Here is a 23,894-nt window from a genome sequence, read left to right as displayed (position 1 = left end):
ATTAAGTCGCGTCAGGGGCTTAGGCTCGTCGGCCCGACTGAGGTGCCGCCGCGATCGGTACGTGACCCGCCGCGACAGGGCGAAATATTAAGGGTTGGTGCGCAATGGCTGTTTCCCGAAGGAGATGCCGGTGCGACATTTGCTGGCTCATATCGCGGAACCGACCGAAACCGCCGATCGCCGACGGACCCAGCGCCGTACCCTGCGGCTCGACGTTCCCGCGCGCACCACGTCCGCCGAATCGGCGGTGGTTATCCGCGACCTGTCGCGGACAGGTTTGCTCATCGAGACCGACGCCGATTTCGAGCTGGGTGAGACCTTCATCCTGATCCTGCCCGAGATCGGCGCAGCTCCCGCCCGGATTGTCCGGGTGGACGGCAAGCGCTTCGGCTGCGAATTTCTGTCGCCAATCCCCGCGAGCGCGATCAGCGCGGCGCTGCTCAAAACGCCTTACGATACCGATGACGATACGGTGCCGCACCTTACCGACGCTCAGAGCGCAGATGGACTCTATGCGCCGCAGCCGACACGCGCGCTGCTGTTCACGGCGGTCACAGTACTTTTCACGGCGGCGATCCTGCTGTTCATTCTCGCTTTGGCCTCGCTGACCTTTTCCTGAATCGCCAAAACTAAGGCCGTCCCGGCGCCAGTTATAAAGCAGCTCATGCACTGCAATAACTCGCCTTGACGCGGAGACCACTTGCTCTGCGTTCGGAAAACGCGTTGCGCATTCGTTCAGCCGTCCACTTCGCCCACTTAGCGGCTTGGGATTGCACGATAATAGCCGGCGATTAGAGGCTGAGAGCGTCGTGCTGTAAAGGCGGCCGCCCGAACGATGCCGTGCTCATAACTCATGTGCGATGGATCAGGAAGGATGGCCGGGTGAGCAGGGCTTTGCGAGCCGTTCGCCCGCGCTGTGACACTGCGCTCATAAGCGCCGCGACATGGCCGCACGGATGGGCCTGTGCCATGGAGGTGACGCATTATGTTCGAGAAAATGGCCGGATACTGCTTTGGACTGTTTCAGAGCTTCATGTTCGTCATCGCAGTGGCACCCGACGCCCCAACCCAAGCCGATTGGTGGCGGCCGACCGCAGAAAAGCCCCTGTCTCTGCACTGGGTTCTCTACGACCCTCTGGACATCAACGATCCGGTCCAGATGGGGCTGCGGGATTTTGCGGGAAACCCGCTTCCCGAACCTGACGTCTACGATATCGACGGCGAGTTCAATACAAGCGAAACGGTGCGCTTTCTTCAGAACCGCGGCAAGAAGGTGATCTGCTACTTCGACGCCGGAGTATATGAAACCTATCGCGGCGATGCGTATAAGTTCAAGGCTCTCACGCCGAAGATTTGGGGCAAGGCCGATGTGGGCTGGCCGGGCAGCTATTGGCTCGACATCCGCCGGATTTCCGAACTTGAGCCGATTATGAAAGCCCGCATGCAAATGTGCAAGGACAAGGGTTTCGACGCGGTGGAGCCCGACGAGATCAATGGCTGGGAAAACGATACGGGCTTTCCGATCACCTATGACGATCAGTTGGCCTACAACCGAGCCTTGGCGGGTTGGGCTCACGATCTTGGCCTGGCGATCGGTCAAAAGGGCGACATTACCCAAACTCGCGATCTGGTCGATTATTTCGACTTCACGCTGAATGAAGAATGCTTTCAGTACAATGAGTGCACTAATCCCTACAACCCGATTACAGATGAAACTCTCCCCGGGCTCCAGCTATATGTTCAGCAGAACAAAGCAGTCTTCATTGTTGAATATAAAAAATTTGGTGACGAAAAATGGAGAAAGATCTGCGCAAAGTCGGCCACTCAGCGTTTCAATACGACGCGTTTCAAACTTGGCCTCCCAAATAACGGGGGGCGGTTGCCCTGCTCGACTGCGACGGAGTGGTGAGATCGTTACCCTAACATCGCAGGTTCGTTAGGGCATCGAGACGGACGAATGGTCGTTCCGCGTACAATCAGCGCAATGATTGATTTGGCATAATATTGCCGCTTCGGCACCGCTTTGCGGCCGGTCGGATTTGGCGTTCGCAATGAGCTTATCGATGTCGCTTAAGGAAAGCTCGCGGCAGAGCCCCAATCCGACCGGCCAACCAGCTGGCTGCGAGCCTGAAAACTGGAGCGGGTGAAGGGAATCGAACCCTCGTCGTAAGCTTGGGAAGCTTCTGCTCTACCATTGAGCTACACCCGCATTTCAATCACTTAGCTGCACTCAAAACGCATTTTTTACAATGGTTTTTACAGGAGCGATCGAAGGCAATGCCTTTGCCGCGATCTGTATCTCCGGTCAATGGGATTGAGGCAGCCAACAAGGTTATCTAAATACGCGTTTGGAATGCGTCCGAGTTCCAACGGGGTTCGACACCGTGGCTTCATTCAGGGCCGAGGCAATCTAGTATCAACGCGGCGGCAACGCGCAGATGATGCGCGGCCTTTCCAAGTTTTGCTTGGTCCTGAATTTCGGCGCGCCCGGCGAGTGAGAGCACCGCATCCATTACCGCGTCGGAATGCCGCATGAGAACGACCGGCCCAGCTCCGTTTGGCTCGTTGCGTGCATAAATCCAATTTTGGACAGTCCGCACTTTGGCCCCTGTCAGTCGTGCAATATGTTTTACCTTAGCCGGCGATGTCCCAAAAGTTCCGCCTCAACGCGTCGGCGATCACGAGAGCAAAGGTGGCGGCCGTGTCAGCGCCGGGATCAATAGGAAAATCTTTTCCATCCTTTGCGCGAACTTTTCAGCCCATTCTCGAAAAAGACATTCCGCTCATTTCGCGAGGGTATCGCGCCGTCGATGTCGAGATTTACTGCAAGTCGGACATCTGAACCGCGAAGGCTGAGCGTGACACGTTCATTCTCGACCTGATCGAAGCCGATATCTGCCTCTATCGCGCTTCGCGAGATGCGTCCCTGTCATCTCGCGAATAGCGGGAGAGGTTGTTATGACCTCTCCCTCTTCGTTCACGTCATTCGACGGATATTATCGGTGCGAGAATCGACAGCTGTTCCATTTTCTTAGGCGTCGAGTGGGACGCCAGGAAGCCTCCGACCTGTCGCAGGAAGTGTTCACGCGAATGTTGCGTACCGAGGCGTTTGAAAGGGTCGAAAATCCTCAATCCTACCTATTTCGCGCTGCCCGCGATCTCGTAATCGAGCATTCACGCAAAGGCACAGAACAATTCCCTTTCGATGACGATCATGATGCGCCCGCTGACCCAGAACAGACGTTGTCCATGGAGGCGTCGGATTTGCGGCGGGGCTACGCCGCACGTTTCTCGCTTGATGCACTGGTTACGGAGCCAGGCCTACCGCGAAATTGCTCTATAGCTTGGCATCCTGGAGAAGGGTGTCGAATACCAAAAGATGCGCGCTCTCGCGCGGTGCTGAAAGGCGGCTGCGTTTTGCCGCTGGTGAACCGGAAGAACGTTGGTTTCGAGGGGGGGTTACAGTGTCTAATATGCGAGCGGGACCGGGCAGCGTCACGCGGCCTTACGTAAACCGTTGCTGCCATTGCCGTTCGGTTGATCGAGCCACAGCCCGCGGGTGTCATACACAATCTTGTCGCCGCGCTCCTCGAGCGGGATCGACTTGAACAGGTCATGGTCGACAAGGACGATGAGCAGGTCGCAGCTTGCCAAGGCGCTGTCGAGATCGATCAGCTCGGCGCCGGTGCCCCCAAATTCCATCGGCAGGCCCCGCGCATAAGGCTCGACGATCCGGATCTGCTGGCCGAAGCGGCGCGCGAGCGCGGCGGCAACCTCGACCGCCGGGCTTTCGCGGAAATCGTCGATATTGGGCTTGAAGGCGAGGCCGAGGCAGGCGACGCGCGCCTTGGGATGCTGTGACACCAACATTTCGGCGGCACCGATGACATGCGCGGTTTTGGCGAGATTGACCTCGCGCGCGGTGCGGATCAGCCGGCTCTGCTCGGGCGCGCCATGGACGAGGAACCAGGGATCCACCGCGATGCAATGGCCGCCGACCCCGGGCCCGGGCTGAAGGATGTTGACGCGCGGGTGGCGATTGGCGAGGCGGATGACCTCCCACACGTCGACGCCCATATGCTCGGCCATCATCGACAGCTCGTTGGCGAAGGCGATGTTCACGTCGCGGTAGCTGTTCTCGACCAGCTTCACCATTTCAGCCGCGCGCGCCGATGTGGTAACGCACGCCCCGCGAACGAACTGGCGGTAAAAGGTCATCGCGCGGCGGGCGCACCGCGGGGTGATTCCCCCGATGCAACGGTCGTTGTCGACCAGCTCGACCAGGATGCGGCCTGGCAGCACGCGCTCGGGGCAATAGGCGACGAAGATGTCGGCGGCGCCGGTGCAGGCGCCCGGAACCTTGAGGTCGGGGCGAAGTTCGGCGAGCAGCGCCGCGACTTTTTCGGTCGTGCCGACCGGAGACGTCGATTCGAGAATGACGAGGTTGCCCACCGCGAGCTTCGGCGCGATTGCGCGAGCGGCTGAAAGGACATGGCTGATGTCGGGGCGATGGTCTTCGTCGTGCGGGGTTGGAACCGCAATCACGAAAACGTCGGCAGGCGCAACCTCGGTCGAGGCGACTAGTGTACCGCGCGAAACAACACCTTGAACCAGACCGTCGAGGTCGACCTCCTCGATATGCACCTTGCCGCTGTTAACCGTCTCGACGACATGTTTGCTGACATCGACGCCGGTCACCTTGCTGCCCGAACGCGCGATCAGCGCGGCGGTCGGCAGGCCGATATAGCCCAAGCCGAGGACGGTAACATTTTGGTCGGTTTCAATGCGCACGCGCAATAATCTCCGCAATTCGTGTCGCGGCGCTGCCGTCTCCGAAGGGATTATGCGCGCGCGCCATGGCGTTATAGGCGCCGTCATCGTCCAAAAGGCTGAATATTTCAGAAACGATGCGATCTTTGTCGGTGCCGACCAGTCGCGCGGTGCCCGCCGCGATGCCTTCGGGCCGCTCGGTCGTCTCGCGCATGACGAGCACCGGCTTGCCGAGCGAAGGCGCCTCTTCCTGCACCCCGCCGCTGTCGGTGAGCACCAGCGTGCTCAGCGCGAGCAGCCGAACGAAATGCGGATAGTCGAGCGGGTCGATCAGCGCGACATTGGCAAGGCCGCCAAGGATCGGCTCCATCGCGCTGCGCACATGCGGATTGGGATGGACGGGGAAAATCACGGCAACGTCGGGGCGCGCCGCGATGCCGGCGATGGCTTCGGCAATGGCCTTCATGCCGTCGCCAAAATTTTCGCGGCGGTGCGAGGTGACGGCGATGATCCGCTTGCCGGCGAAGCGCGCCACTAGCGGATCGAGCCCGGCGGCCAGCGACGGCTCCTCATCGATCCGCGCCCGGGTCGCGAGCAGCGCGTCGATCACCGTGTTGCCGGTGACATGGATGCGGTCGGCGGGTACATTTTCTGCCCGCAGCGCCGCGGCCGCAGTCTCGGTCGGCGCGAAATGCAGATCAGCGACCGCACCAGCGACCTTGCGGTTCACCTCCTCGGGCCATGGATGGTAGATATCGCCACTACGCAGGCCAGCTTCGACATGGCCGACGGGAATCTTATGGAAATAAGCGGCGAGCGTCGCGGCCATGGTCGTTAGCGTGTCACCATGGACCAAGACCCGGTCGGGCTTTTCGCGGTCAAAGGTCTCGCCAAGCCCGGTGACGAGCCGCGCGAGCAGCGCGTCGAGCGATTGGTTGGGGGTCATGAGGTTGAGGTCGACGTCTGGCGTTATCTGCGCGATTTCAAGTACCTGATCGAGCATTTCGCGATGCTGCGCGGTAACGCACAGTATTGCCTTGATATCCTTCCGGTCGCGCAGCGCATGGACGACGGGAAACATTTTGATCGCTTCCGGACGCGTTCCAAAGACAGTGATAATCCGCACAGCCATGATATATTCAGTTCCCGATTCTCGATCGCACACAGTGGTATCATCGCGATACCGGACGCTGTTTAGACTTGAACCCTTGTTTTTCCTTTAAATCTTGACCGAAAGGCATTAGCCAGCAAAGTTTGGGCAGGGGAAAGGCGCTGGCGTGCAGCATCTGCGCTGGCCAGCGACAGCGTGCGGCGTTAAGAGCGCTCGGCGGAGACGCGGATGCCTGATCAAGGGTTTTGATAAATGCGATTTTTTTCCCGCTTTCGGCGGGGCGGTAGTGGCCCTGTGACAAGACGGCACCGCGTACCCGATGGGCTGCTTATATACGCGATCGGCGATATCCATGGCCGCGACGACCTGTTTGCCGACATTCTTGATCGCATCGACGCCGATCGGCGATCACGCCCGCACGATCGGAGTGCGCTTGTCCTGCTTGGCGATCTGGTCGATCGCGGACCCGATTCGGATCGCGTAGTCGCTCGGGCGATGACGCTCAGCGCCCGGTTCGACAATTTTCATCTTTTGATCGGCAATCATGAAGAATGCATGTTGGCGGCGCTGTCTGGCGACGTCCGGTCGCTGCGGTATTTTGTGCGTATCGGCGGGGATGCGACCGTGCGTAGCTATCTTCGCGACGACGCGCGATATGACGCCGCTTCGTTCGAGGAGTTGGCTGACGCGTTTCCGGCCGCAGTGCCGCAGGACCATGTCGATTTCCTCGGTAGCGGCGAGGATTGGGTGACTTATGGAGACTATATGTTCGTTCATGCCGGTGTGCGCGATAATGCACCGCTCGATCGGCAGAAGACGAGCGACCTGCGCTGGATCAGGGAGGAGTTTCTGCAAAGCCGCGCAGAGCGCGAAGTGATCATTGTTCACGGGCATACGATTTCCAGCGAAGTGGAGGAACACTCTAACAGGATCGGAATCGATACCGGGGCCTATGCTTCGGGGAAACTGACCGCGTTGGGGCTTGTGGGTAATGAGCGCTGGTTCATCCAGACTGCTGCTGCCTAAAGCCTTGCAGGCTTGGAATGAATCACTTGCGAGTCAAAGTAGCTTTGATAGGGAGCAATGGTCGTCGCCGGTTTATGGTCGAACATTCCTTTCCGAAGTGGGATATGCATGGGTTTCAAGGCAAGCGTGGGACGAATTCTGCGGCCTGCGAATAAATCGGCTTTCGTACACTCCTTGCGGCCAGATGCCGCGATTTTCGATATTGGCTGCGGAAACGGGTCTGCTGCGAGGCTGAAGCAGGCGGCGCCGGAGATACGATATGTCGGGATCGATATAGGCGATTATCATCAGACCGAAATGGCCTTCGCCTCCATGGATCGTTACATAGTCACCACCTCGGAACAGTTTGCCTCAACGATCCGAGATATCGGCGAAAGCTTCGATGGCGTCATCTCTTCGCACAATATCGAACATTGCGAGGATCCGGACGCCGTGATCGATGCAATGTGTTCTGTGCTCAAACCGGGAGGCGTGTTGTATCTTGCGTTTCCCACAGAGGCTTCCGTGGATTTCCCCAAGCGCGAGGGAACGCTCAATTTTTACGATGACCCCACGCATCGCGTCGTCCCGTCCTTTGCTGCACTGGCGGCGCGGCTCGAGGCGAATGGCATGCGCCTGGAAAAGGCGATCCCCCGCAGTCGTCCTCTGATGTATGCCATTGCGGGGCTGCTGTTGGAGCCATGGTCGGCGATCCGGAATCGGGTCGATCATTATGGCGCAATATGGGCGCTCTGGGGTTTCGAAAGTATCGTCTGGGCACGCAAGCCGCGGGCATAATGCCGACAACCTTATCGCCGCGTGCCAACAACCGTCCGGCAACACTCATGCCGATGAAACCTGCCACACCAGAAACCAGTATCGTCGCCATCTGTCGCCCGTTCCTCATGTTGCGATTCCGGCTCGTTATGGCACGGAGACTTAACGGCGTCCTATCTGGCGATACAGCTCCTCCCAGCGGACGCTGATCGCGGGGAGGTCCTTGTCACGATAGGCGGCATGCGCAGCGCGCGACATGGCGGCGAACAGATCCGGATTCTTCAAAAGCTTTTCAATGCTGTCGGCCAGCGAGTGCGGTTGCAGATCTGCTGTCAGTTCGGCGGTTTCACCATGACCGAATTGTTCCGGCAGGGCACCGACCGGCGTCGCGACTGTAGGGATCGCCGCCCATTGTGCATCGATGGCGACCCCCGATTGCGTGGCTTCGAGATAGGGCAGGACGAGCAGGTCGCCATCGGCAAGCAACGTTTCAACCATGGCCTCGGTGAGCCACTCGTTGATGAGAGTAACCTGAGGCAATGCCTTGATCTTCGGAAGATACGGGTCTGCATCACCCGACCCGGCTATGGTGCATTCGAAATCGATGCCGCGATTGACGAGAATCCGGAGGGCATCGAGCAGCACGTCGATACCCTTGTAAATATTGATCCGTCCCAGAAATAGAAGCTTCGGGCACGATCCCTTCATTCCGTCACGGGGCGCGAGCCCCGGCGTCGCGCGGGTCGCAAGCCCGCCTTCGACAAAGTGGAGCGGAATATCGAAGCTGCGCTTGCGCATTTCGTCATAGACGAAGCGCGAAAGTGTCACGAGGTGATCGACCCGCTTTTCGATCACCCATCGCTCGATGCCCTCCACCAAGGCATTCTCGTGCCCCGCGTGGCGTTCGTGATCGTGGACCGTGAACAAGACGGGTGCGTCGGTCTGTTGCCGGGATGGCAGTAGCAGGAGATCGAGGGGGCTGTGCATCGTGACATGGACGATCGAACCGCGCTCTGCCACACGTCGTCGCAGTGGAGCGCGAATGCGTGCGATATCGAGCAGCGCTGTCGGACGCATCTCTACCTCTCCGAGCAAACGTCCGGCGCGCTGGTAGTCGGCTCGCGCAACATTATCGGTCGAGCATACGGCCCACGCCCCGTGCGACGCTTCCAGCGCGGCGAACAAGGGAGCCTGAAAGAGAGAACCGGAGTAGCGACAAAGCGTCCACAAGACGGGTGCAAGATCGGAGTGGGGAGGCAACATGCGCGCCGTCTGGCCGCCCGGTCGCCGCTTTGTCAACACTCATTCGGCGTCCTTGCCGCTGTGAAAGGGAGACGTCGCGAGCAAGCCTCTGCCTCATAATTTCCGCCGCCAAGCACCTGTCCCGCTTGACCGGCTCCGGTACCGCGAATATCAGGCGCGCTGCCTTACGCCTCCGCGGTTTGCGAGTTGCTGGCGTGCAATCGTCGGATTATTGAAGGGCCTTTCGTGCGCTGGAGCTATTTCGTTGCGATCGTTGCCAACCGAGGGTTGGCATTCGCACTGCTGTTGACATTATCACATATTATGCGGCCCGCTGATTTCGGGCTTTATTCGCTCGTCGCCGTTAACGCGCTTGTCGTGTCAAATCTTGCGGGAACATGGATTGCCACGACCGCGACGCGTCTGATTGCCATCTGCAGCCCGGACGAGCGGGGGGGCGCCATAGCGCGGATCGCGCGGATCACCGCCTATGTGCTGATCTTGCAACTCGCGGTTGGCACCGTGCTAGCCGTGGGAGCTATAGCATTGGGTCGCGAGGCGGACGTGCCGCTGCTTGTGCTGACTTTGGCTTGGGCCATGGCGACAATCATCTATGATGTCGTTCTGGCGACGAAGAACGGGTTGTCGGCGGGTAAATCCTATATGAGCATGTCGATCGCGCGAAATTTGCTCGCGCTATTGTTTTGCGTCGCCTTGGCGTTTGCCGGCCTGCCTGCGTCGTGGGTCGTGACGGGGCAGGTTGCGGCGATTCTGATAGCCGTGGCCGCGTCCTCTTCTGTCTGGCAACTCGCGGGTATGGCGGCGAATTCGCGTGCTGACCCGAGCGTTGGCACGCGGGGCTCTTCCGGGAACTTCTCGTTGCTCGAACTGCTGGCGTTCGGCTTTTCGGGGACGATGGTTTTCAGTTTTCTCGTGATAATGAATGGAGTTTTTCGGAACGCCGTGTTCTACAGCCTCGGAACTGGTGCGACGGGCGTCTATGCATTGGTCGGCGATATGTTTTATGCGCCGATCACCTTATTGGCTGCGGCATATAGTCTTTCCCGTCAGCCGCATCTTTACTCGCTTGCGGACGCCGCGAAAGATGTCCGGGAGGCTGAGTATTCGCGTTTTTTGGGCGTCATCGCATTCACCGTGATCGGCTATGGGGCGATCGGCTTTTTGCTGGCACCATCGTTGATCGCGCCCATAGTATCGGACGGAATGCGAACGGACGCTGTGATCGTAGCAAGCTGGAGCGCACTACAAACTGCACTAGTCACCATGATGGTTGCCTACACGCAATTGCTTCTGGCTTCGGGGCAGAAGCGGAAGGTCTGGTTGACCGTCCTGATTTCGCTTTGTTTCATCCTCGTCGCGGCCTTTAGCGGTATGGTGATGAAGAGCCTGTACTGGTTCGCCGTTTTCGGCGTTGCCGCATCTTTCGCTGCGCTTGTGCTGTCCGCTTTTGTTTCCGGCTCATCTGTGTTGCCCTTGGAATCCATAGGGCGGTCGGCGGTGGCGGCTGCCGCCGCTGGCTGCGCTGTTTTCTTTGTTCCGCACGGCGATGGCTTGATCATGGCGCTGGCTGCGGCGCTCATCGGTGGTCTTGTCTATCTGCTTGTCGCATGGCTGCTTCGTGCCAGCGAAGTTTCAGAGCTTCTTCCTGTATTTAATCGAAGGAAGGGATATTGAAGAGTACAGGGCTGGTTGTTAACGCGCTTCCTTGCACGGACGAGTCCCTCCCTCAGTCGTTCGATGTTGTTGAAAGATTTTCGATGCAGGATTTTCGGTCGCCGGCGTCGGTGCCGTCGCAAAAGCAGCGTCTGGTCGTTCGCGCGCGCGCACCGTTACGGCTCGGACTCGCTGGCGGCGGAACCGACGTCTCGCCTTATTGCGACGAATATGGCGGAGCGGTGCTGAATATCACGATACCGCGTTTCGCCTATGCCTATGTCGAGCGGCGTGCCGACGGGATCGTGGAGTTTATTGCCAGCGACCTTGATCTTCGGGAAGAATATGAGGCGGGCGACACGGCGAGCGCGAGGCAACTCGCCCTCCATCGCGGCGTCTATGAACGCATGATGCGCGACTATTTCGGCGGCGAACGTATTCCTATGACGTTGACCACCCATGCCGACGCTCCTGCCGGGTCAGGGCTCGGCACCTCGTCGGCACTCGTGGTCGCGTTGGTTGACGCGTTCCGCGAGATGTTCGATCTGCCGCTTGGACGCTATGACGTGGCCCATATTGCCTATGAGATCGAGCGTATCGACCTCAAGCTCGCCGGAGGCAGGCAGGACCAATATGCGGCGGCGTTCGGTGGTGCCAATTATATCGAGTTCCTCGCCAACGACGTCGTGATCGTCAATCCGCTTCGGATCAATCAGGCCTATGTGGATGAGCTTGAGGCTTCGATGCTGACCTGCTTTACCGGGCAGTCGCGTGTCTCAAGCAAGATTATCACCGAACAAAGCTCGAACATGGCGGAAAAGCGGGGCGACGTGATCGACGCTCTGCATTCGCTGAAAGCCGATGCCCAGTACATGAAGCTGGCGCTGCAAACGGGCAACATCCGTCTCGTCGCGGAGATCATGGAGCGCAGCTGGCTCGCGAAAAAGCGCACCGCTTCCTCGATCAGCAATAAGGAAATCGAGGATCTGTACGATTTTGCGATCGCGAACGGCGCAATCGCGGGGAAAGTTTCCGGGGCGGGCGGAGGCGGATTTGTCGTTTTCGTGGCCCATCCAGAGGCGCGACCGCGCCTGATCCGCAAGTTGAATGAACAAGGCGCACAGGCACAGGCCGTGCAATTTACCGATCGAGGATGTGAAGCATGGATGCGACCCTACTGACGACTCTAGCCGATGAGCATATGGCAGCCAGCATCGACGTGCTGACGCGGGCTCAATCGGATCGGAGCTTTCACGACAGCATGATCGACATTGCGGCGATAATTTCCACTGCGATGCGCGAGGGCGGTAAGGTGCTGCTCGCCGGAAATGGCGGAAGCGCCGGCGACGCACAGCATATCGCGGGCGAGTTCCTGTCGCGGCTGAATTTCGACCGCGCACCGCTCGCTGCGATCGCGCTCACCACCGATACCTCAGTTCTGACCGCTATCGGTAACGATTATGGTTATGAGCGCGTGTTCGAGAGGCAGGTGAGAGGTTTGGGTCGGCCGAACGACGTCTTCATCGGCATTTCGACTTCGGGACGTTCGCGCAACATCATCGCCGCGTTGGAAGCAGCGAAGGCAATAGGGATGACGACTGTTGCCTTCTGTGGCGAAGATCCGCGCGATATGGGGCCGCTGTGCGATTATCACTTGCGTGCTCCGTCAGGGGATACCCCGCTGATCCAGCAAATTCATATCGTGGCGGCGCACATCATCTGCGGAGCAGTCGAACAGACGCTGTTCAGCAAGCCGGCATGACGCGATCATTTCATAGGGAATGAAGCAGGCAGTATTTCTTGTCGGCGGACTTGGATCGCGTCTTGGTGATGTAACAAGGCAGACGCCGAAGCCGTTACTTCCCGTTTCGGGAAGGCCGTTCCTCGACTATTTGGTCGAGGACATTGCGCGCCATGGAATTACCGATGTCCTGTTCTTGGCGCAGTTCGAGGCTGATCAGGTTAGCGATTATTGCAATTCCACGCCGCTGCGCGCGCGGTTCGGGCTTTCGATGAACGTGGCTGTCGAGCCCGATCGTGCGGGGACAGGCGGTGCTCTGTGGCATGCGCGCGATCATCTGGATGATCGCTTCCTGTTGCTGAACGGCGATAGCTGGGTGAATGGAAACTACCTGAGCTTGTCGCATATCTTGCGGGGCGAAGATGTCGAGGTCGCGATCGCGTTGCGGCGCGTCCCCGATGTCGAACGCTATGGCCAGGTCACGGTCGATGGGAAGTTTGTAACCTCATTCGCCGAAAAGAACGCTGGATCGGGCGAGGGATATATCAATGCCGGCGTCTATGCGATGTCTCGCGAGATACTGGGCTATTTGACGCCTGACTGTTCGCTGGAGCGCGACGTCCTTCCGCGGTTGGTCGATGCGCGGAGGGTCGGCCATGTGACTTTCGACGGCTATTTTATCGATATCGGTATCCCCTCGACCTTGACGGAAGCTCGAAGCGACTTTGTCGAGCATTACCGCAGACCTGCCGTTTTCTTCGATCGCGACGGTGTGCTGAACGTGGATCATGGGCATGTCGGGTCCGTCGATCGTTTCGAATGGATGCCGGGCGCCATCGACGCTATCAGAGCGGTGAACGACGCGGGATGGTTCGCGTTCGTCGTGACAAACCAGGCCGGCGTTGCGAAAGGCTATTACGACGAACAGTCCGTTCAGGTGCTGCACCGGCATATGCAGTCCGAGCTCCGCCGCGCGGGCGCACACGTCGATGAATTCCGTTACTGCCCGCATCACCCGGAAGGAAGCGTGGCCGATTATTCGATGCTCTGCGCTGATCGCAAACCCGGGCCAGGAATGATATTGGATCTACTTGAGAGATGGCCGGTCGACGCTGGGCAATCCTTTCTTGTGGGAGACAAGGAGAGCGACATCGAGGCAGCGCGACGCGCATCGATACGAGCAGTCCTTTACGCTGAACGAGATCCCCTCAATCAATGGCTGGAGCGGCAATGTCCGCCTTTCCCGCCTTTTTCCCTTAGGTAGGCATATGACTGCAATTAACGACATAGAGCGCTCGCTTGCTCGAAGGCTTCCGACCAATTTTCTGAAGGATGTTTATCCCCGCGCCATGCGCAGACTCGCCGAGTATGGGCTCTTCCGAGGACGCCATTTGGTCGATACCAAACATGGCTTTCAGATTTTCGCCGACCGTCTGGATGCCGTGAAGTGGCACGTTTACTATTTTGGCGAGCTAGAACCGCAGGTAAGCCTCGCATGGAAGCGGATATTGCGCCCGGGCGACAGCGTTTTGGATATTGGCGCTAACGTTGGATATCATAGCCTGCTCGCCGCAACGTCGGTAGGGCCACAGGGTCATGTCTACGCAGTGGAGCCGGGACGCCGCGTTCTCCCTCAACTGCATAAGCATATCGAGATCAACGACTGTCGAAACATCACAGTGTTCGAGAATGCGATCTCGGACAAACGCGAAGTCGCGAAATTTTACTACGGAGGTGACAATCTCCAGGGAAATTCGTCTTTGATCGGTGCTGAAACCGAATTTTTCGACCTCGTCGAATGCATTACTTTCGCTGACCTCGCCGAACAGGTACCTTTGGAAAAGCTCCGTTTGATAAAGATCGACGTCGAAGGCGCTGAAGATCGAGTGATCCGGAATATGGTAGGCTTTCTGGAAAAGCTGCGCGACGACGTCGTCCTGTTTATCGAAATCAGCCCCGACAATGCCGGTCGGGCCGAAGAGATTCTTAAGCCATTCGCCGATTCCGGCTTCTCATCACGATTGATTGAGAATGAATACAATACAAACTTCTATCGCGCCGCTTCGTCGGTGAAACTGGCTCCTGCGATGTTTCGCGACGGGCAGATTCATGATGTGGTATTAAGCCGAGATTCTTCGGTTTTTGCGGAAATGGCGGGCTAGTCAGACCTTGGGTTTTGCCAATTGCAACTTTGGTCCGGAATCATGATCATGATGAAATTCAGCAATAGTTCTCAAGCGCGGGAAGAACGCGCCGGCGAAGAGAGTATCCGGAGCGTCCGGTTCGGTGCCTTGTTCGCCTTGCTGATGTCGGCCTGCCTGCTAGGCGGAGGGCCGGTAGCAGCCGGTATCCCCCTGATCATAATCAGCATTGCCGCCGCCGTCTGCTTGGGTGTTCTTATCTACGAAAGGAGCTTAGGAAAGCGTCCTGAGCTTCCACGATATTTCACCCTCGTGCTGGGGGCGATCTGGATTGCTCCGCTGGTTCAGCTCATTCCACTGCCACCGGGGATTTGGCGCGAATTGCCCGGGCGAACGATCGCCGCATCGGTTCGGGACGTGGTATCACCGGGCGCGGGATTTTATCCGTTTAGCATAGATCCAGCCTCGACCTGGGTCGCTTTTTTTGCCGTGACGGTGTTCATGGTGGCATTTATCGGCGCGCTTTCACTGGGCCGCCGCCAGATGCGGCTCTTGCTCTGGGCGCTTTGCGCGATTGCCTTTCTCAACATCTTCGTGGGTTCGTTCCAGGTAGCGACCGGTGGCGGCATTTTCGATTTTCATGGGAGCGGGCATCGCGCAAACCTCATCGGCTTCTTCGCCAATCGCAATCATGCGGCGCTTTACCTGTCGGCGATGATCCCCTTGCTGACCTATCTGATTTCCACCAGCCACGGCCTGATGCGCCGCCATGCTCGATATTTTTCGATTGCCGGGATCATATTACTGCTCGTTGGCGTTGTCGTCACCACGTCGCGTGCGGGGTTGGTCATGGGTATGATCAGCGCCGTGGCGTCTTTGGTAATGGTCGGCTTCACATCGAAAGTGGTAAAATCGCCATGGCGGATAGCGGCCGGGGGGGGCGTTCTGCTTCTGGCGGCTTCGCCGATCCTGTTCAGCGAACGCCTGTTCGCCGTCATGCAGCGGTTCGACAGCGTGTCCGCCGACCTCCGATGGCAGATATGGAAGCAGAGCTGGGTCGTCGCCCAAGCCTATCTGCCTCTGGGGAGCGGTTTCGGGACCTATCGCCTTGCCTATGATCCGCTCGAGCCAATCGCGATGGTTTCGCCGCAATATGTGAACAACGCGCACAACGATTATCTCGAGTTGCTGATTGAAGGCGGCTATCCAGCGATCATTCTTCTTCTGGGACTGCTGATCTTAATCGCGTTGCAATCCTGGAAGCTGGCGCCGCAAATCTGGAAGGCGAGACTGTTATCTGCCTATGTTCCTGCCATCCTCTTCATTGTCCTCGCACTCGGGCATTCGGTCGTCGATTATCCCATGCGCAGGCTGGCCATTGCCGTTCCGCTTGCGCTGATGCTGGGTTTATTGTTTCGATCGACGAGGGAAGATCGCGCCATGAAGGAAGGCGCGCCGACACAGATCGCCGATAATGCTGAAGCCTGAAGCCTAGCCGGGCTTCTTTGCCTTGATCACCAGCGAGCAGTAAAGGTCACGGCTGGTCGGAAGCAGTGCATTCAAGATCGCGCCCCAAATGGTACCCGGCGCCACCAGAACGATCTGGACAAGAAGGTTCAACACGGCGTTCTTTGCCCCCAGCTTCTGGAAGATATAGGTCGACCAGAGCTGCGAAATCGCCGTGACGAACGTGCCCGACTTCTGAATCTCGATTTGGTCGAAGCCGGCCTTTTCCAGAAGATGACGCATCCCGAATTCGGTATAGCGTGCAAAATCATATGGCTGCTCATGTTCGGGGAATGCAAAGGGGATCGTTGCGAGCAACTTCCCACCGGGCTTCAACACCCTCCGCATTTCGGCGAGATTCTCGGGTAGGTTGAACACATGCTCGAAGGTTTCCGAAGAGAAAATATTATCGATCGAACCAGTTTCGAACGGCCAAGTCGCGCCATCGTAATAGACATCGACAAGACTGTTCAGCCTGGCGTGATCGTGGCCGCTGACCTCGATATCCATTCTGATATAGGATGACACATTTGTAAAATAGCGGCGGTAGGGTTGGGATCCGCAGCCGAAATCGATGACGGTGCGGGTCATGCCGGGCGCTTCCGTTCGAACCGCGCGCAGCAGGCCTCGCCGCAGGAAATAATATGGGTTAAGGAAAGGCCCCAATGCTCCTGGGTGAAATTTCTGATCTGCTATAATTGTCGCAACATCGTCAAACCCGTCTTTTGTCTAAACGATCGGCCGATTTAATCGGCTGTCGATGGACATGTGGGCGGAATGTTATCGCCGAGCGGCGAGAACTCGGTGCGCCGGCACCTCGCGCTCCGTCTTGCCCGATTTCGCCTTGATCGCTGCCGCCGCGCCTATCGTTCCCAGCGCCGGTGCCAGTAACGGCAGCGAAGTTCCGATGTGCCGAAGATAGGAGCCCAAGTCCGGCTCGAAGAGCAGCAGCGTCAGAACGTGCGCCAGAAAAAGCAGGCCAGGGCGCCATATGCGAGGATCGCGACTGCGTACCGCGATCCACACGAGGACGCCGTACACAAGCACGTTGATCATGAGAAAGGTCTCTTTGGCCCCCGCCGCACCGAAGAATATCGGAAAATTCAGTCGCGCGAATGCGTAGCCGTAATTCACGACGAAACTGTACAGTCCGTCCGGCCGCATGATGTTCAGGAAAGCGGTGCGCGTACCCGACCCGGCAAAGCCGATGCGATGATAATTAACGATATCACGCTGTTCCTGCAAAAGCACATAAGCTTCCTTGGGTATCATCAGGGCGATAACGGGAACCAAGAGCACGAATATAAATTTGGTCGGAACATTCACTTTCTTAAAGATCACCAAGATCAGAAAGACAGATGCGACAATAAGGAAATATTGCCGGAACACTAAAGCGTATATAATGATCAGAGCGGCTGATAAAATCGACGACAACGCTGTCCCGCGGACCGACGTCAAAACAAAAAGGCAAGCCATCATGAACGGAAGGTACATAGTATCCTTCACAAATAGACATAGAAAAAGAAGAATCGGAGATAAGCAGAGAAATGATGCTATCGATATGGAAATCATTCCACGGCACCATTTCAAGGAATTATGGAAAAATCCCAATGATATAAGTATTACCATAAAATATCTTAGGGCGTCATTTGTCACGCCATAAATATAAGCCATGGCGGCATAACCATCAAATTGGTCAATCTCATTACCCGATGTTGCCATACGCGCAATCGTATCAGCATCATTCTCCTGAGATGGAATAATGGTTGAAATGCCGAAATATAGTATAGAAAGGTAAAATAAAAAAATCACCACCAGCGCGAAAAGTCTCGCTCTTTTCACGTATAAAAAAAATTTCTGTTCGGGGCTCTGCGCCGTCTTTCGCACCTTTTTAGGCTTTGAGCTAAATGTTGACGAAATCATGCGGCCATCGATCGTTCGTAGAGGGTCAAGAACTTTCGTATCTGCTTTTCAGCGACATATTTACGCTCGAACACTTTGCGCCCGGCGATCCCCATCCGCTGCAGCTGCGTTTTGGATAGTCCGCGCAATGTGGAAGCCAATGAGCCGGGCTGATCGATATCGACCAGAAGCCCCGTTACCATATCTTCGACCAATTCGGGCAGGGCAGAGCGTTTGCTGGCGATAACCGGCTTAGAGGCGCGCATCGCCTCGATACCGACCATCGGCAGACCTTCCCATCGCGATGGCATGACCAAGGCGTCAACCTTCTCCAGCATTGCTAACGCAAACTCTCGTGGTTGCCACCCATATACGATCACATTCTTTGGCAAGTCGCCGAGTACTGGCGCATCGTGTTCAAGCGAGGGTCCGACGAGGTGAAAAGCGATCGGCTCATCTTCCAGTTGACGTGCTGCGTCCAAGAGGATGTCCAAGCCCTTCGGTCGTCCTGATCGGCCGATGAAAGCGAGATTGATCCTGTCGGGATCAATCACGATTTGCGCTTGTTCCGATACGGGTGGAGAGGCAGCTATCCCGTTTTCGATGACCGCGAGCTTGAGCGTGTCGGGAAGCCCATAGTCGAGCGCAACCTTCCGCTCATAGTGCGAGACATTGACGACGAAGCTGGTTTGATAGAGCTGCGCGCGCTCCACCAAACCATATATATGCTTCTTCCATTCCGATATGTCTTGGGTGAACGACCAACCATGCGGGCAGTAAATTGTCGGCGTCCCTTTCGCGCCGCCGAACAGCCGCGCCGCGAGCCCCCCGAAGCTGCTGTGGGCATGGACGACATCAGGGCGGTAGGTGTCGCCAAATCGCACCATTTCGCGCGACAATGTCCATGCCGAGCGCAGCCGGCGTGCATCGCTCCGAAAATATTCGAGCGCCAGGCCGTCGAATGGTGCGATATGCTCGCGTTCATTCTCCGGCATCAGCAATGCCACATTGCCTTTGCCCAACGCTTCGATCTGAAGTGGCAATATTTCCGCCAAGTGCGAAGCGATGCCACCGATCGTCGTCTCGGCGACGTGTAAAACCTTCATGCTCGACGTCTTTCCGATCAGAAGGCGCGGTCGTGGACCAGAACGCGCAAGGTCGCGAACATGATTTCAATGTCGCGAACCAGCGACCATTGCGAAACATATTCAAGATCAGCATCGAGCCGGTCTTGCAGGTCGCTCTCTTCAAAAGTGTTGCCCCGGAAACCGCGTATTTGTGCGAGCCCCGTGATTCCTGGCTTTGCGATATGGCGCTGCCAATAGCTGCTGTCGACTTCCCAATAGAGCCGATTGCCGGCCTTCGCGCCATAAGCGTGAGGGCGAGGTCCGACGATGCTCATATCGCCGCGAAGAACGTTAAAAATCTGCGGAAGTTCGTCGATGCTCGTCTTCCGGATGAACGCGCCTACTTTCGTGACTCGTGCGTCATTCCGTGCCGTGAGCATATTGCCGTTTCCGTCGCTAAGCTCATGGCGCATCGAGCGGAACTTCAGCATCCAGAAGCTCCGATTGCCCAGTCCGATGCGCTCCTGACGGAACAGGACCGGGCCCGGGCTCTCAACTTTGATGGCGATGGCGAAGATCGCCATCAACGGGAGCAGAAACGGAAGCGCGATCAGCACGACGGCCAGATCGAGAACGCGCTTGGTAAGCGCCTGATGCCATTCCAGCGGTTTGCGCGAAATTAACGCGAGGCACCGATCGCCATGACGGATCAGTTCCAGCGGACGTATGCCGTCGAGATCCGAAAGGCGGATTTCGCTGCGCGTATCCAGACAGCGCAGCATATGCGTCCAAGCCGCGCGCTTGTCGGGGGGGCAATAGACCCGCACCATGTCATAGTCGGCGCAAAGCGAAACGAGCCGGTCGATCTGAACGCGATCGCTTGCGTCGGGCCAGAGCTCCAGATCATGGGCAATGACGTGAACCATGCCTTCGGGCAATTGCTCGGGCGGTGCGCTGTCGTCGACGATGGCGAGGTCCATCATTTGGTGTCGGCGCGCACGGGGGACGATCAGCCAGCTCGCGACAAATCGTCCGGCGGCGATGAATGCTGCGCTGGCGACGATGGAAGTGACGATAAGTACGCGCGAAAATTCGATCCCAGCCTTGAAGCAGAACAGGGCTATGATGAACAAGATGTTCGCGAGAACCGCCGCCCGCACGCCCCGAACCACGGACGATCTGGTATCCGATAATACCTGCGGAGAAAACGCCCCGCCATATCCCGCGCAGACCGGATAGATAAGCGAAATGAACAGCAGGGCATTTCCGATCATCGCGTTGAACGGGGTTCCGAACCGGACGGTTCCGGCAAATGCCAACGCGGATATCAGCGCTAGGTAGTCGACCATTGCGATCAGCAGGAGAAAGGAAGCGCGCGACATCTCGCGCTTGCGTCTCGCCGCCATACGTTGCGAAGCGTCAAGCGACGGCTCGAGCTGCACGGCCAAATGCGTCGATAGAGCTGATTTGACGCTTCCAGCATCAAGTCCGCCTAAGTGTGCGTCCGCAGATGGCTCCCGATCTCTAGCGCTGATCATGTCACTATCGCGCGTCATGGCTGAGTCACCTCAACAGATCGAATGGTGAAATCGACGGGCGAAGCGGTATCGCGTAATGCGCCCGATATCCGCAGTTCGGGGAGGTCGCAGCTGATCGGGGCACTGCTTGAGAATGTGATCAGGTCTTGATCCGCAGAAATATCCGTGTTCTCCAGCGGAATTATTTGGCCCGAACCGTTGCAGATCAGGGCCAAATCTAGTGCGGCGGCCCCGGTCATGACGTCCGAGCCCAACGCGATTGCAACGGTAACGGGACGCTTTCCTTTAAGCCGCAATCTCTGTCTCAAAAAGCTTGGAACCCCGCGACCATCCCACTCGACGCGGATACCTCCCGTTGAATCCACGTAAGTATTGGATCCGGTTCCCTGGCCAAGCCGCCACTCGAATGGCATAATAAGGTCGGTTCGGTCCTGGTCCATTCTAGCCAGCTTCTCGAACGTCGGGTCATATCCGGGGGAGCGGCCGCCTGGCTTGACGAAGCGAACCCAGAGAGCTTCCGCGCGGCGATCCTCGCGAGCGACCTCGAACGCGTTAACGAGCGGAGCGATCTCCTCGCGGCTTACCTTTGAACGCGCGTCGAGGAGATGATTGATCGTATCGAGTCTTGCCAGTCTGGACTGCGGCAGCTGCAATGTTCTCGCCTGAGTGAAAAACGCCGCTCGCCAGGGCGGCCTGCGTTCCAACGCATGCACCAGCGGTTCTCGAACATCGGCGTTCAATTCGAAAAGGAAAACTAGCTGAAGCGCTTGGCCTGCCAAGACATCGCGTCGCAACATCGCGTCCGCGCGGTTCAACAGGTCAACATAGTCCCGGGCTGTCACAGCCTTGATCATCAAGCTTCGCTGCGCGTTGGTGTTTCTCCAGCCCAGCTTCGCCATCTGCGTCGCATAACGGTCGGCCTTGCTGCTGTCGCCTCTCGCTGCCGCGTCACGATAAAGAAGGTAAAGCAGATCCTGCCGATACGGCTGTTCCGCCGCGTTACTTTCGATCAGTGCCAGGTTTGCCCGGCTTAGCGGCGCCGCCTTCTTCGTTTCGGCTTCATCGGCAAAATGTGTCAGTGCGAGGCTGAGTATCGCCGCATCCTCCTTGTCGGCTGTGTAAGCATGGAAAACGAGCGCAACGAAAACGATCGCCGAGACCGCCGCAAATGCGGCCCCGACTGGGTTCAATCGCGGCCGCTCTCCAAGTGGCTTAATGCCCATATTCATATTGATACGTCGATTCATACGAATTGCCATAGCCCGACGATGACGCATCGAACTTGGTCAACAATACACCCGAGACATTTGCGTGAGCATCACGCAGGCGGCTGAGAGCCGCGAGGATAGTCTTGGGCAGATTCTTGTTCGACTCGATAACGTAGATCACGGCTTCAACAGAATTGCCCACGCTGATTGCATCGGCGATCGCCAAAACCGGCGCGCTATCGACAAGGATTACGTCATAGTCGGCTGAATGCGCGGCCAGCATCGCCCGGATTGAACCGGGATCGAGCAGTTCGGTGGGGTTCGGCGGAATGGCGCCGCCAGTGATCATGTCTACCCGCTCGACATTGGTCTTGCGCACGACATCCGCAAATGTGCGATTGCCCGACAGAAGTTCGCTCATGCCTTCGGTATTTTTGATACCATACTGGTTATGTTGGTTCGGTCGCCGAAGGTCGAGGTCGATGACCAGCAGGCGCTTGCCGGTACGCGCAAGCGACAGCGCGGTGGCAAAGCAGGCCGTCGACTTTCCTTCCGCCGCTGTCGTACTAGTAAATGCCAGCGTCTTCGGCAAGCCATGGGTGGAGATCATCGAAAGCGTCGATCGCAGGCTGCTGAAAGCTTCCGAAATGGGTTGCTTTGGATCGCGCAGCTCGTTCGCGAGGTTTTCCGGGTTTTCGGGCTTGGGGACCACGCCCAACAAAGGCAGGTTCAAGTTCCGCGCAACATCGTCGGGCGTCCGGATAGTGTCGAATACGGTATGACGGACGTAACAGAAAATGGTTGAGATGATCCCGCCCAAGATCGCGGCGAGAAACAGGTTCAAAACAATCTTGGGCGACGACGGTTTGATCGGCGTTACCGCCTGATCGATTAGCGATATGTTGTTTGCTTGCACTCCCGCTTCCGCATTCAACTGATTGAACCGGGCAAGCAGGAATTCATACTGCTGACGAAACGTGTCGGCTTCGCGACGGAGTATCGACAATTGAATGCTTTCGCTCTGTTCCGAGAATGTCGAACTCTTCAACTGTTCGACGCGGTTGCCGAGGGCCTGTTCATTTGTACGGGCAACCTCATATTCCGTCCGGATCGTCGAGCGGATGCTCGACGCGATCGCGCCGATCTGCTGATCCAGCTCGATAATTCTCGCCCGCCCTTGTCGGACAGTGGGATAATCGTCACGCCGCCGCTGCGTTTCTTCCATTAGCTGAGCATTCAGCTGTGCCTTTTCGGCGAGCAGAGCCTGCACAGCCGTGTTTTCAAGTACCTCTGGAATGCTGAGCGAATTGACCGCGCGAGCCCTATTCCAGCGCTGTTCGGCCTGGATGCGCTTTGCCGTAGCTTCGGCCTGCTGCTGGTTTAACTGAACAAGAGTGCCCGTCGTCAGCGATCGCGGGGCGCTGGGGCGATCGCTGGTCGATGCAGCGGCGCTGGCGTCGATGATCTTCTTCTCGCGCGCATATTGGACCGCGCTTCGTTCGGCACGGGCTAGGCGCTGCTGCGCTTCGTCGAGCTGTTCGCGCAAGAATTCGCGAGCGTAGGATGAGCTATCGAATTTGCGGCGCAAGTTGAGCCGGATGAAATTCTCCGCGTAACTGTTCGCGACGCGCGCTGCCAGTGCCGGATCGGGGCTCGTGAAGAATATCCGGACAACACGCGATTGCGGCGGCAGTTCGACGGTAAGGTTTTTCTGCAGGACGGTCAGCACACGCTCCCGCTTGGCATCGGCAAGCGAGACGGACGAGGTGGCTTCAACTTCTTGGCTGTCGCGCATTTGTTCGAGGAAGCGATCGCCATTGAACAAACGCAGTTCATTGGCGACAGCACGCGCGACGGCTCGGCTGTTGATGACATCGACCTGCGTTTTCAGAAAGCGTTCGGCGTCCTGGATAGAGGCGGATGATTCGGATTGCTCAGTACCGAGGACCTTGATTGCTTCCTGATCGATTTGGACCGCAGCATCAGCGCGATATCGCGGTGTCATCAATAGTGTTACGATAATGCCCAACACGATGGCCGAGGCCATGATTGTCGCAATCCAGAAGCGCGAGCGATAGACGATCGCCCATATCTCGCGGAGATCGATCAGGCGCGCGTCTTCGGCACCTTGCTGATCATCATCTAGAATGTCTTGAGCATGATAAGAGTCGAACGCCTTCCCTGCAGGCGATGGAGCTTTATTGTTCATTGA

The 23,894-nt window shown here is 57.5% G+C and carries 20 protein-coding genes and 1 tRNA gene; 11 read left to right on the top strand and 10 right to left on the bottom strand.

The annotated features are described in order from the left end of the window. Positions 1-130 precede the first annotated feature (130 nt). Both VSX77_RS08880 and VSX77_RS08875 read left to right on the top strand, forming a co-directional pair. A complete protein-coding gene (locus VSX77_RS08880; RefSeq protein WP_338424245.1) occupies positions 131-619 on the top strand; it encodes a PilZ domain-containing protein in 489 nt (162 codons plus the stop codon). Between the two features lie 366 nt (positions 620-985). Beyond that, positions 986-1,909 carry an endo alpha-1,4 polygalactosaminidase gene (locus VSX77_RS08875; protein WP_338424244.1) on the top strand — a complete coding sequence of 308 codons (924 nt, stop codon included), beginning with the start codon at positions 986-988 and terminating at the stop codon, positions 1,907-1,909. Between the two features lie 226 nt (positions 1,910-2,135). On the opposite strand, the gene VSX77_RS08870 is transcribed toward VSX77_RS08875, so the two are convergent. Next, positions 2,136-2,209: transfer RNA gene (locus VSX77_RS08870), tRNA-Gly, on the bottom strand. Positions 2,210-2,958: 749 nt separating this feature from the next. Here VSX77_RS08870 and VSX77_RS16450 point away from each other — a divergent pair. Then, complete coding sequence (locus tag VSX77_RS16450; RefSeq protein WP_422397200.1) at positions 2,959-3,513, top strand: sigma factor; 555 nt, start codon at positions 2,959-2,961, stop codon at positions 3,511-3,513. Here the strand turns inward: VSX77_RS16450 and wecC are convergent. Further along, positions 3,496-4,791 (bottom strand): UDP-N-acetyl-D-mannosamine dehydrogenase, encoded by a 1,296-nt coding sequence (wecC, locus tag VSX77_RS08865; RefSeq protein ID WP_338424243.1) that lies wholly within the window; start codon positions 4,789-4,791, stop codon positions 3,496-3,498. The two genes, VSX77_RS16450 and wecC, sit on opposite strands and share 18 nt — an antisense overlap. Further along, positions 4,781-5,902, bottom strand: coding sequence for a non-hydrolyzing UDP-N-acetylglucosamine 2-epimerase (gene wecB, locus VSX77_RS08860; RefSeq protein ID WP_422397198.1), 1,122 nt, complete (start codon positions 5,900-5,902; stop codon positions 4,781-4,783). Before wecB ends, wecC begins: the two co-directional genes overlap by 11 nt. A gap of 231 nt (positions 5,903-6,133) precedes the next feature. Between wecB and VSX77_RS08855 the strand changes: the two genes are divergently transcribed. Continuing rightward, a complete protein-coding gene (locus VSX77_RS08855; RefSeq protein ID WP_338424242.1) occupies positions 6,134-6,907 on the top strand; it encodes a metallophosphoesterase in 774 nt (257 codons plus the stop codon). 57 nt (positions 6,908-6,964) lie between these two features. Further along, a complete protein-coding gene (locus VSX77_RS08850; RefSeq protein ID WP_422397196.1) occupies positions 6,965-7,684 on the top strand; it encodes a class I SAM-dependent methyltransferase in 720 nt (239 codons plus the stop codon). A 141-nt stretch (positions 7,685-7,825) separates the two neighbouring features. Here the strand turns inward: VSX77_RS08850 and VSX77_RS08845 are convergent, their stop codons facing one another. After that, a complete protein-coding gene (locus VSX77_RS08845; protein WP_338424240.1) occupies positions 7,826-8,848 on the bottom strand; it encodes a glycosyltransferase family 4 protein in 1,023 nt (340 codons plus the stop codon). Between the two features lie 303 nt (positions 8,849-9,151). On the opposite strand from VSX77_RS08845, the gene VSX77_RS08840 reads away from it, so the two are divergent. The 6 genes from VSX77_RS08840 (at position 9,152) to VSX77_RS08815 (ending at position 15,949) form a co-directional block, all read left to right on the top strand. Further along, complete coding sequence (locus VSX77_RS08840; protein WP_338424239.1) at positions 9,152-10,600, top strand: lipopolysaccharide biosynthesis protein; 1,449 nt, start codon at positions 9,152-9,154, stop codon at positions 10,598-10,600. Positions 10,601-10,683: 83 nt separating this feature from the next. Beyond that, positions 10,684-11,760, top strand: a complete 1,077-nt coding sequence (locus VSX77_RS08835; protein WP_338424238.1) for a dehydrogenase — start codon at positions 10,684-10,686, stop codon at positions 11,758-11,760. A gap of 80 nt (positions 11,761-11,840) precedes the next feature. Then, entirely contained in the window at positions 11,841-12,341 is a 501-nt protein-coding gene (locus VSX77_RS08830) for a D-sedoheptulose 7-phosphate isomerase (RefSeq protein ID WP_338424237.1), read from the top strand. A gap of 19 nt (positions 12,342-12,360) precedes the next feature. Beyond that, positions 12,361-13,584: an HAD-IIIA family hydrolase gene (locus VSX77_RS08825; RefSeq protein WP_338424236.1), complete on the top strand. Its 1,224-nt coding sequence runs from the start codon at positions 12,361-12,363 to the stop codon at positions 13,582-13,584. A 4-nt stretch (positions 13,585-13,588) separates the two neighbouring features. Next, on the top strand, positions 13,589-14,482 hold the full coding sequence (locus VSX77_RS08820; RefSeq protein ID WP_338424235.1) for an FkbM family methyltransferase: 894 nt from the start codon (positions 13,589-13,591) through the stop codon (positions 14,480-14,482). A 48-nt stretch (positions 14,483-14,530) separates the two neighbouring features. Beyond that, entirely contained in the window at positions 14,531-15,949 is a 1,419-nt protein-coding gene (locus VSX77_RS08815) for an O-antigen ligase family protein (RefSeq protein ID WP_338424234.1), read from the top strand. Positions 15,950-15,952: 3 nt separating this feature from the next. On the opposite strand, the gene VSX77_RS08810 is transcribed toward VSX77_RS08815, so the two are convergent. The 6 genes from VSX77_RS08810 to VSX77_RS08785 form a co-directional block, all read right to left on the bottom strand. Next, on the bottom strand, positions 15,953-16,633 hold the full coding sequence (locus VSX77_RS08810) for a class I SAM-dependent methyltransferase (RefSeq protein ID WP_338424233.1): 681 nt from the start codon (positions 16,631-16,633) through the stop codon (positions 15,953-15,955). A 114-nt stretch (positions 16,634-16,747) separates the two neighbouring features. Then, positions 16,748-17,854, bottom strand: a complete 1,107-nt coding sequence (locus VSX77_RS08805) for a hypothetical protein (RefSeq protein WP_338424232.1) — start codon at positions 17,852-17,854, stop codon at positions 16,748-16,750. A gap of 32 nt (positions 17,855-17,886) precedes the next feature. Continuing rightward, positions 17,887-18,975 carry a glycosyltransferase gene (locus VSX77_RS08800; RefSeq protein WP_338424231.1) on the bottom strand — a complete coding sequence of 363 codons (1,089 nt, stop codon included), beginning with the start codon at positions 18,973-18,975 and terminating at the stop codon, positions 17,887-17,889. A 17-nt stretch (positions 18,976-18,992) separates the two neighbouring features. Continuing rightward, positions 18,993-20,492, bottom strand: coding sequence for a sugar transferase (locus VSX77_RS08795; protein WP_338424230.1), 1,500 nt, complete (start codon positions 20,490-20,492; stop codon positions 18,993-18,995). Then, the gene (locus VSX77_RS08790) at positions 20,489-21,721 is read right to left on the bottom strand and encodes a hypothetical protein (protein ID WP_338424229.1); all 1,233 of its coding nucleotides are present in this window, start codon (positions 21,719-21,721) and stop codon (positions 20,489-20,491) included. Before VSX77_RS08790 ends, VSX77_RS08795 begins: the two co-directional genes overlap by 4 nt. Beyond that, positions 21,687-23,891, bottom strand: a complete 2,205-nt coding sequence (locus VSX77_RS08785) for a GumC family protein (RefSeq protein WP_338424228.1) — start codon at positions 23,889-23,891, stop codon at positions 21,687-21,689. The genes VSX77_RS08790 and VSX77_RS08785 overlap by 35 nt, the downstream gene beginning before the upstream one ends. Between the last annotated feature and the right edge of the window lie 3 nt (positions 23,892-23,894).

The sequence above is a fragment of the Sphingopyxis sp. TUF1 genome (genome assembly GCF_036687315.1).
Taxonomy (GTDB): domain Bacteria; phylum Pseudomonadota; class Alphaproteobacteria; order Sphingomonadales; family Sphingomonadaceae; genus Sphingopyxis; species Sphingopyxis kveilinensis.
This window is presented reverse-complemented; position numbering and strand designations above follow the sequence as displayed.

Excerpts from the sequence above, each read along its gene's own strand:
- VSX77_RS08830 (WP_338424237.1), top strand. The coding sequence starts at position 11,841 with ATGATCGACATTGCGGCGATAATTTCCACTGCGATGCGCGAGGGCGGT.
- wecB (WP_422397198.1), bottom strand. The coding sequence starts at position 5,902 with ATGGCTGTGCGGATTATCACTGTCTTTGGAACGCGTCCGGAAGCGATC.
- VSX77_RS08795 (WP_338424230.1), bottom strand. The coding sequence starts at position 20,492 with ATGACGCGCGATAGTGACATGATCAGCGCTAGAGATCGGGAGCCATCT.
- VSX77_RS16450 (WP_422397200.1), top strand. The coding sequence starts at position 2,959 with ATGACCTCTCCCTCTTCGTTCACGTCATTCGACGGATATTATCGGTGC.
- VSX77_RS08785 (WP_338424228.1), bottom strand. The coding sequence starts at position 23,891 with ATGAACAATAAAGCTCCATCGCCTGCAGGGAAGGCGTTCGACTCTTAT.
- VSX77_RS08850 (WP_422397196.1), top strand. The coding sequence starts at position 6,965 with ATGGTCGTCGCCGGTTTATGGTCGAACATTCCTTTCCGAAGTGGGATA.
- VSX77_RS08800 (WP_338424231.1), bottom strand. The coding sequence starts at position 18,975 with ATGAAGGTTTTACACGTCGCCGAGACGACGATCGGTGGCATCGCTTCG.
- VSX77_RS08815 (WP_338424234.1), top strand. The coding sequence starts at position 14,531 with ATGATGAAATTCAGCAATAGTTCTCAAGCGCGGGAAGAACGCGCCGGC.
- VSX77_RS08855 (WP_338424242.1), top strand. The coding sequence starts at position 6,134 with ATGCGATTTTTTTCCCGCTTTCGGCGGGGCGGTAGTGGCCCTGTGACA.
- VSX77_RS08835 (WP_338424238.1), top strand. The coding sequence starts at position 10,684 with ATGCAGGATTTTCGGTCGCCGGCGTCGGTGCCGTCGCAAAAGCAGCGT.
- VSX77_RS08875 (WP_338424244.1), top strand. The coding sequence starts at position 986 with ATGTTCGAGAAAATGGCCGGATACTGCTTTGGACTGTTTCAGAGCTTC.
- VSX77_RS08820 (WP_338424235.1), top strand. The coding sequence starts at position 13,589 with ATGACTGCAATTAACGACATAGAGCGCTCGCTTGCTCGAAGGCTTCCG.
- VSX77_RS08790 (WP_338424229.1), bottom strand. The coding sequence starts at position 21,721 with ATGAATCGACGTATCAATATGAATATGGGCATTAAGCCACTTGGAGAG.
- VSX77_RS08825 (WP_338424236.1), top strand. The coding sequence starts at position 12,361 with ATGAAGCAGGCAGTATTTCTTGTCGGCGGACTTGGATCGCGTCTTGGT.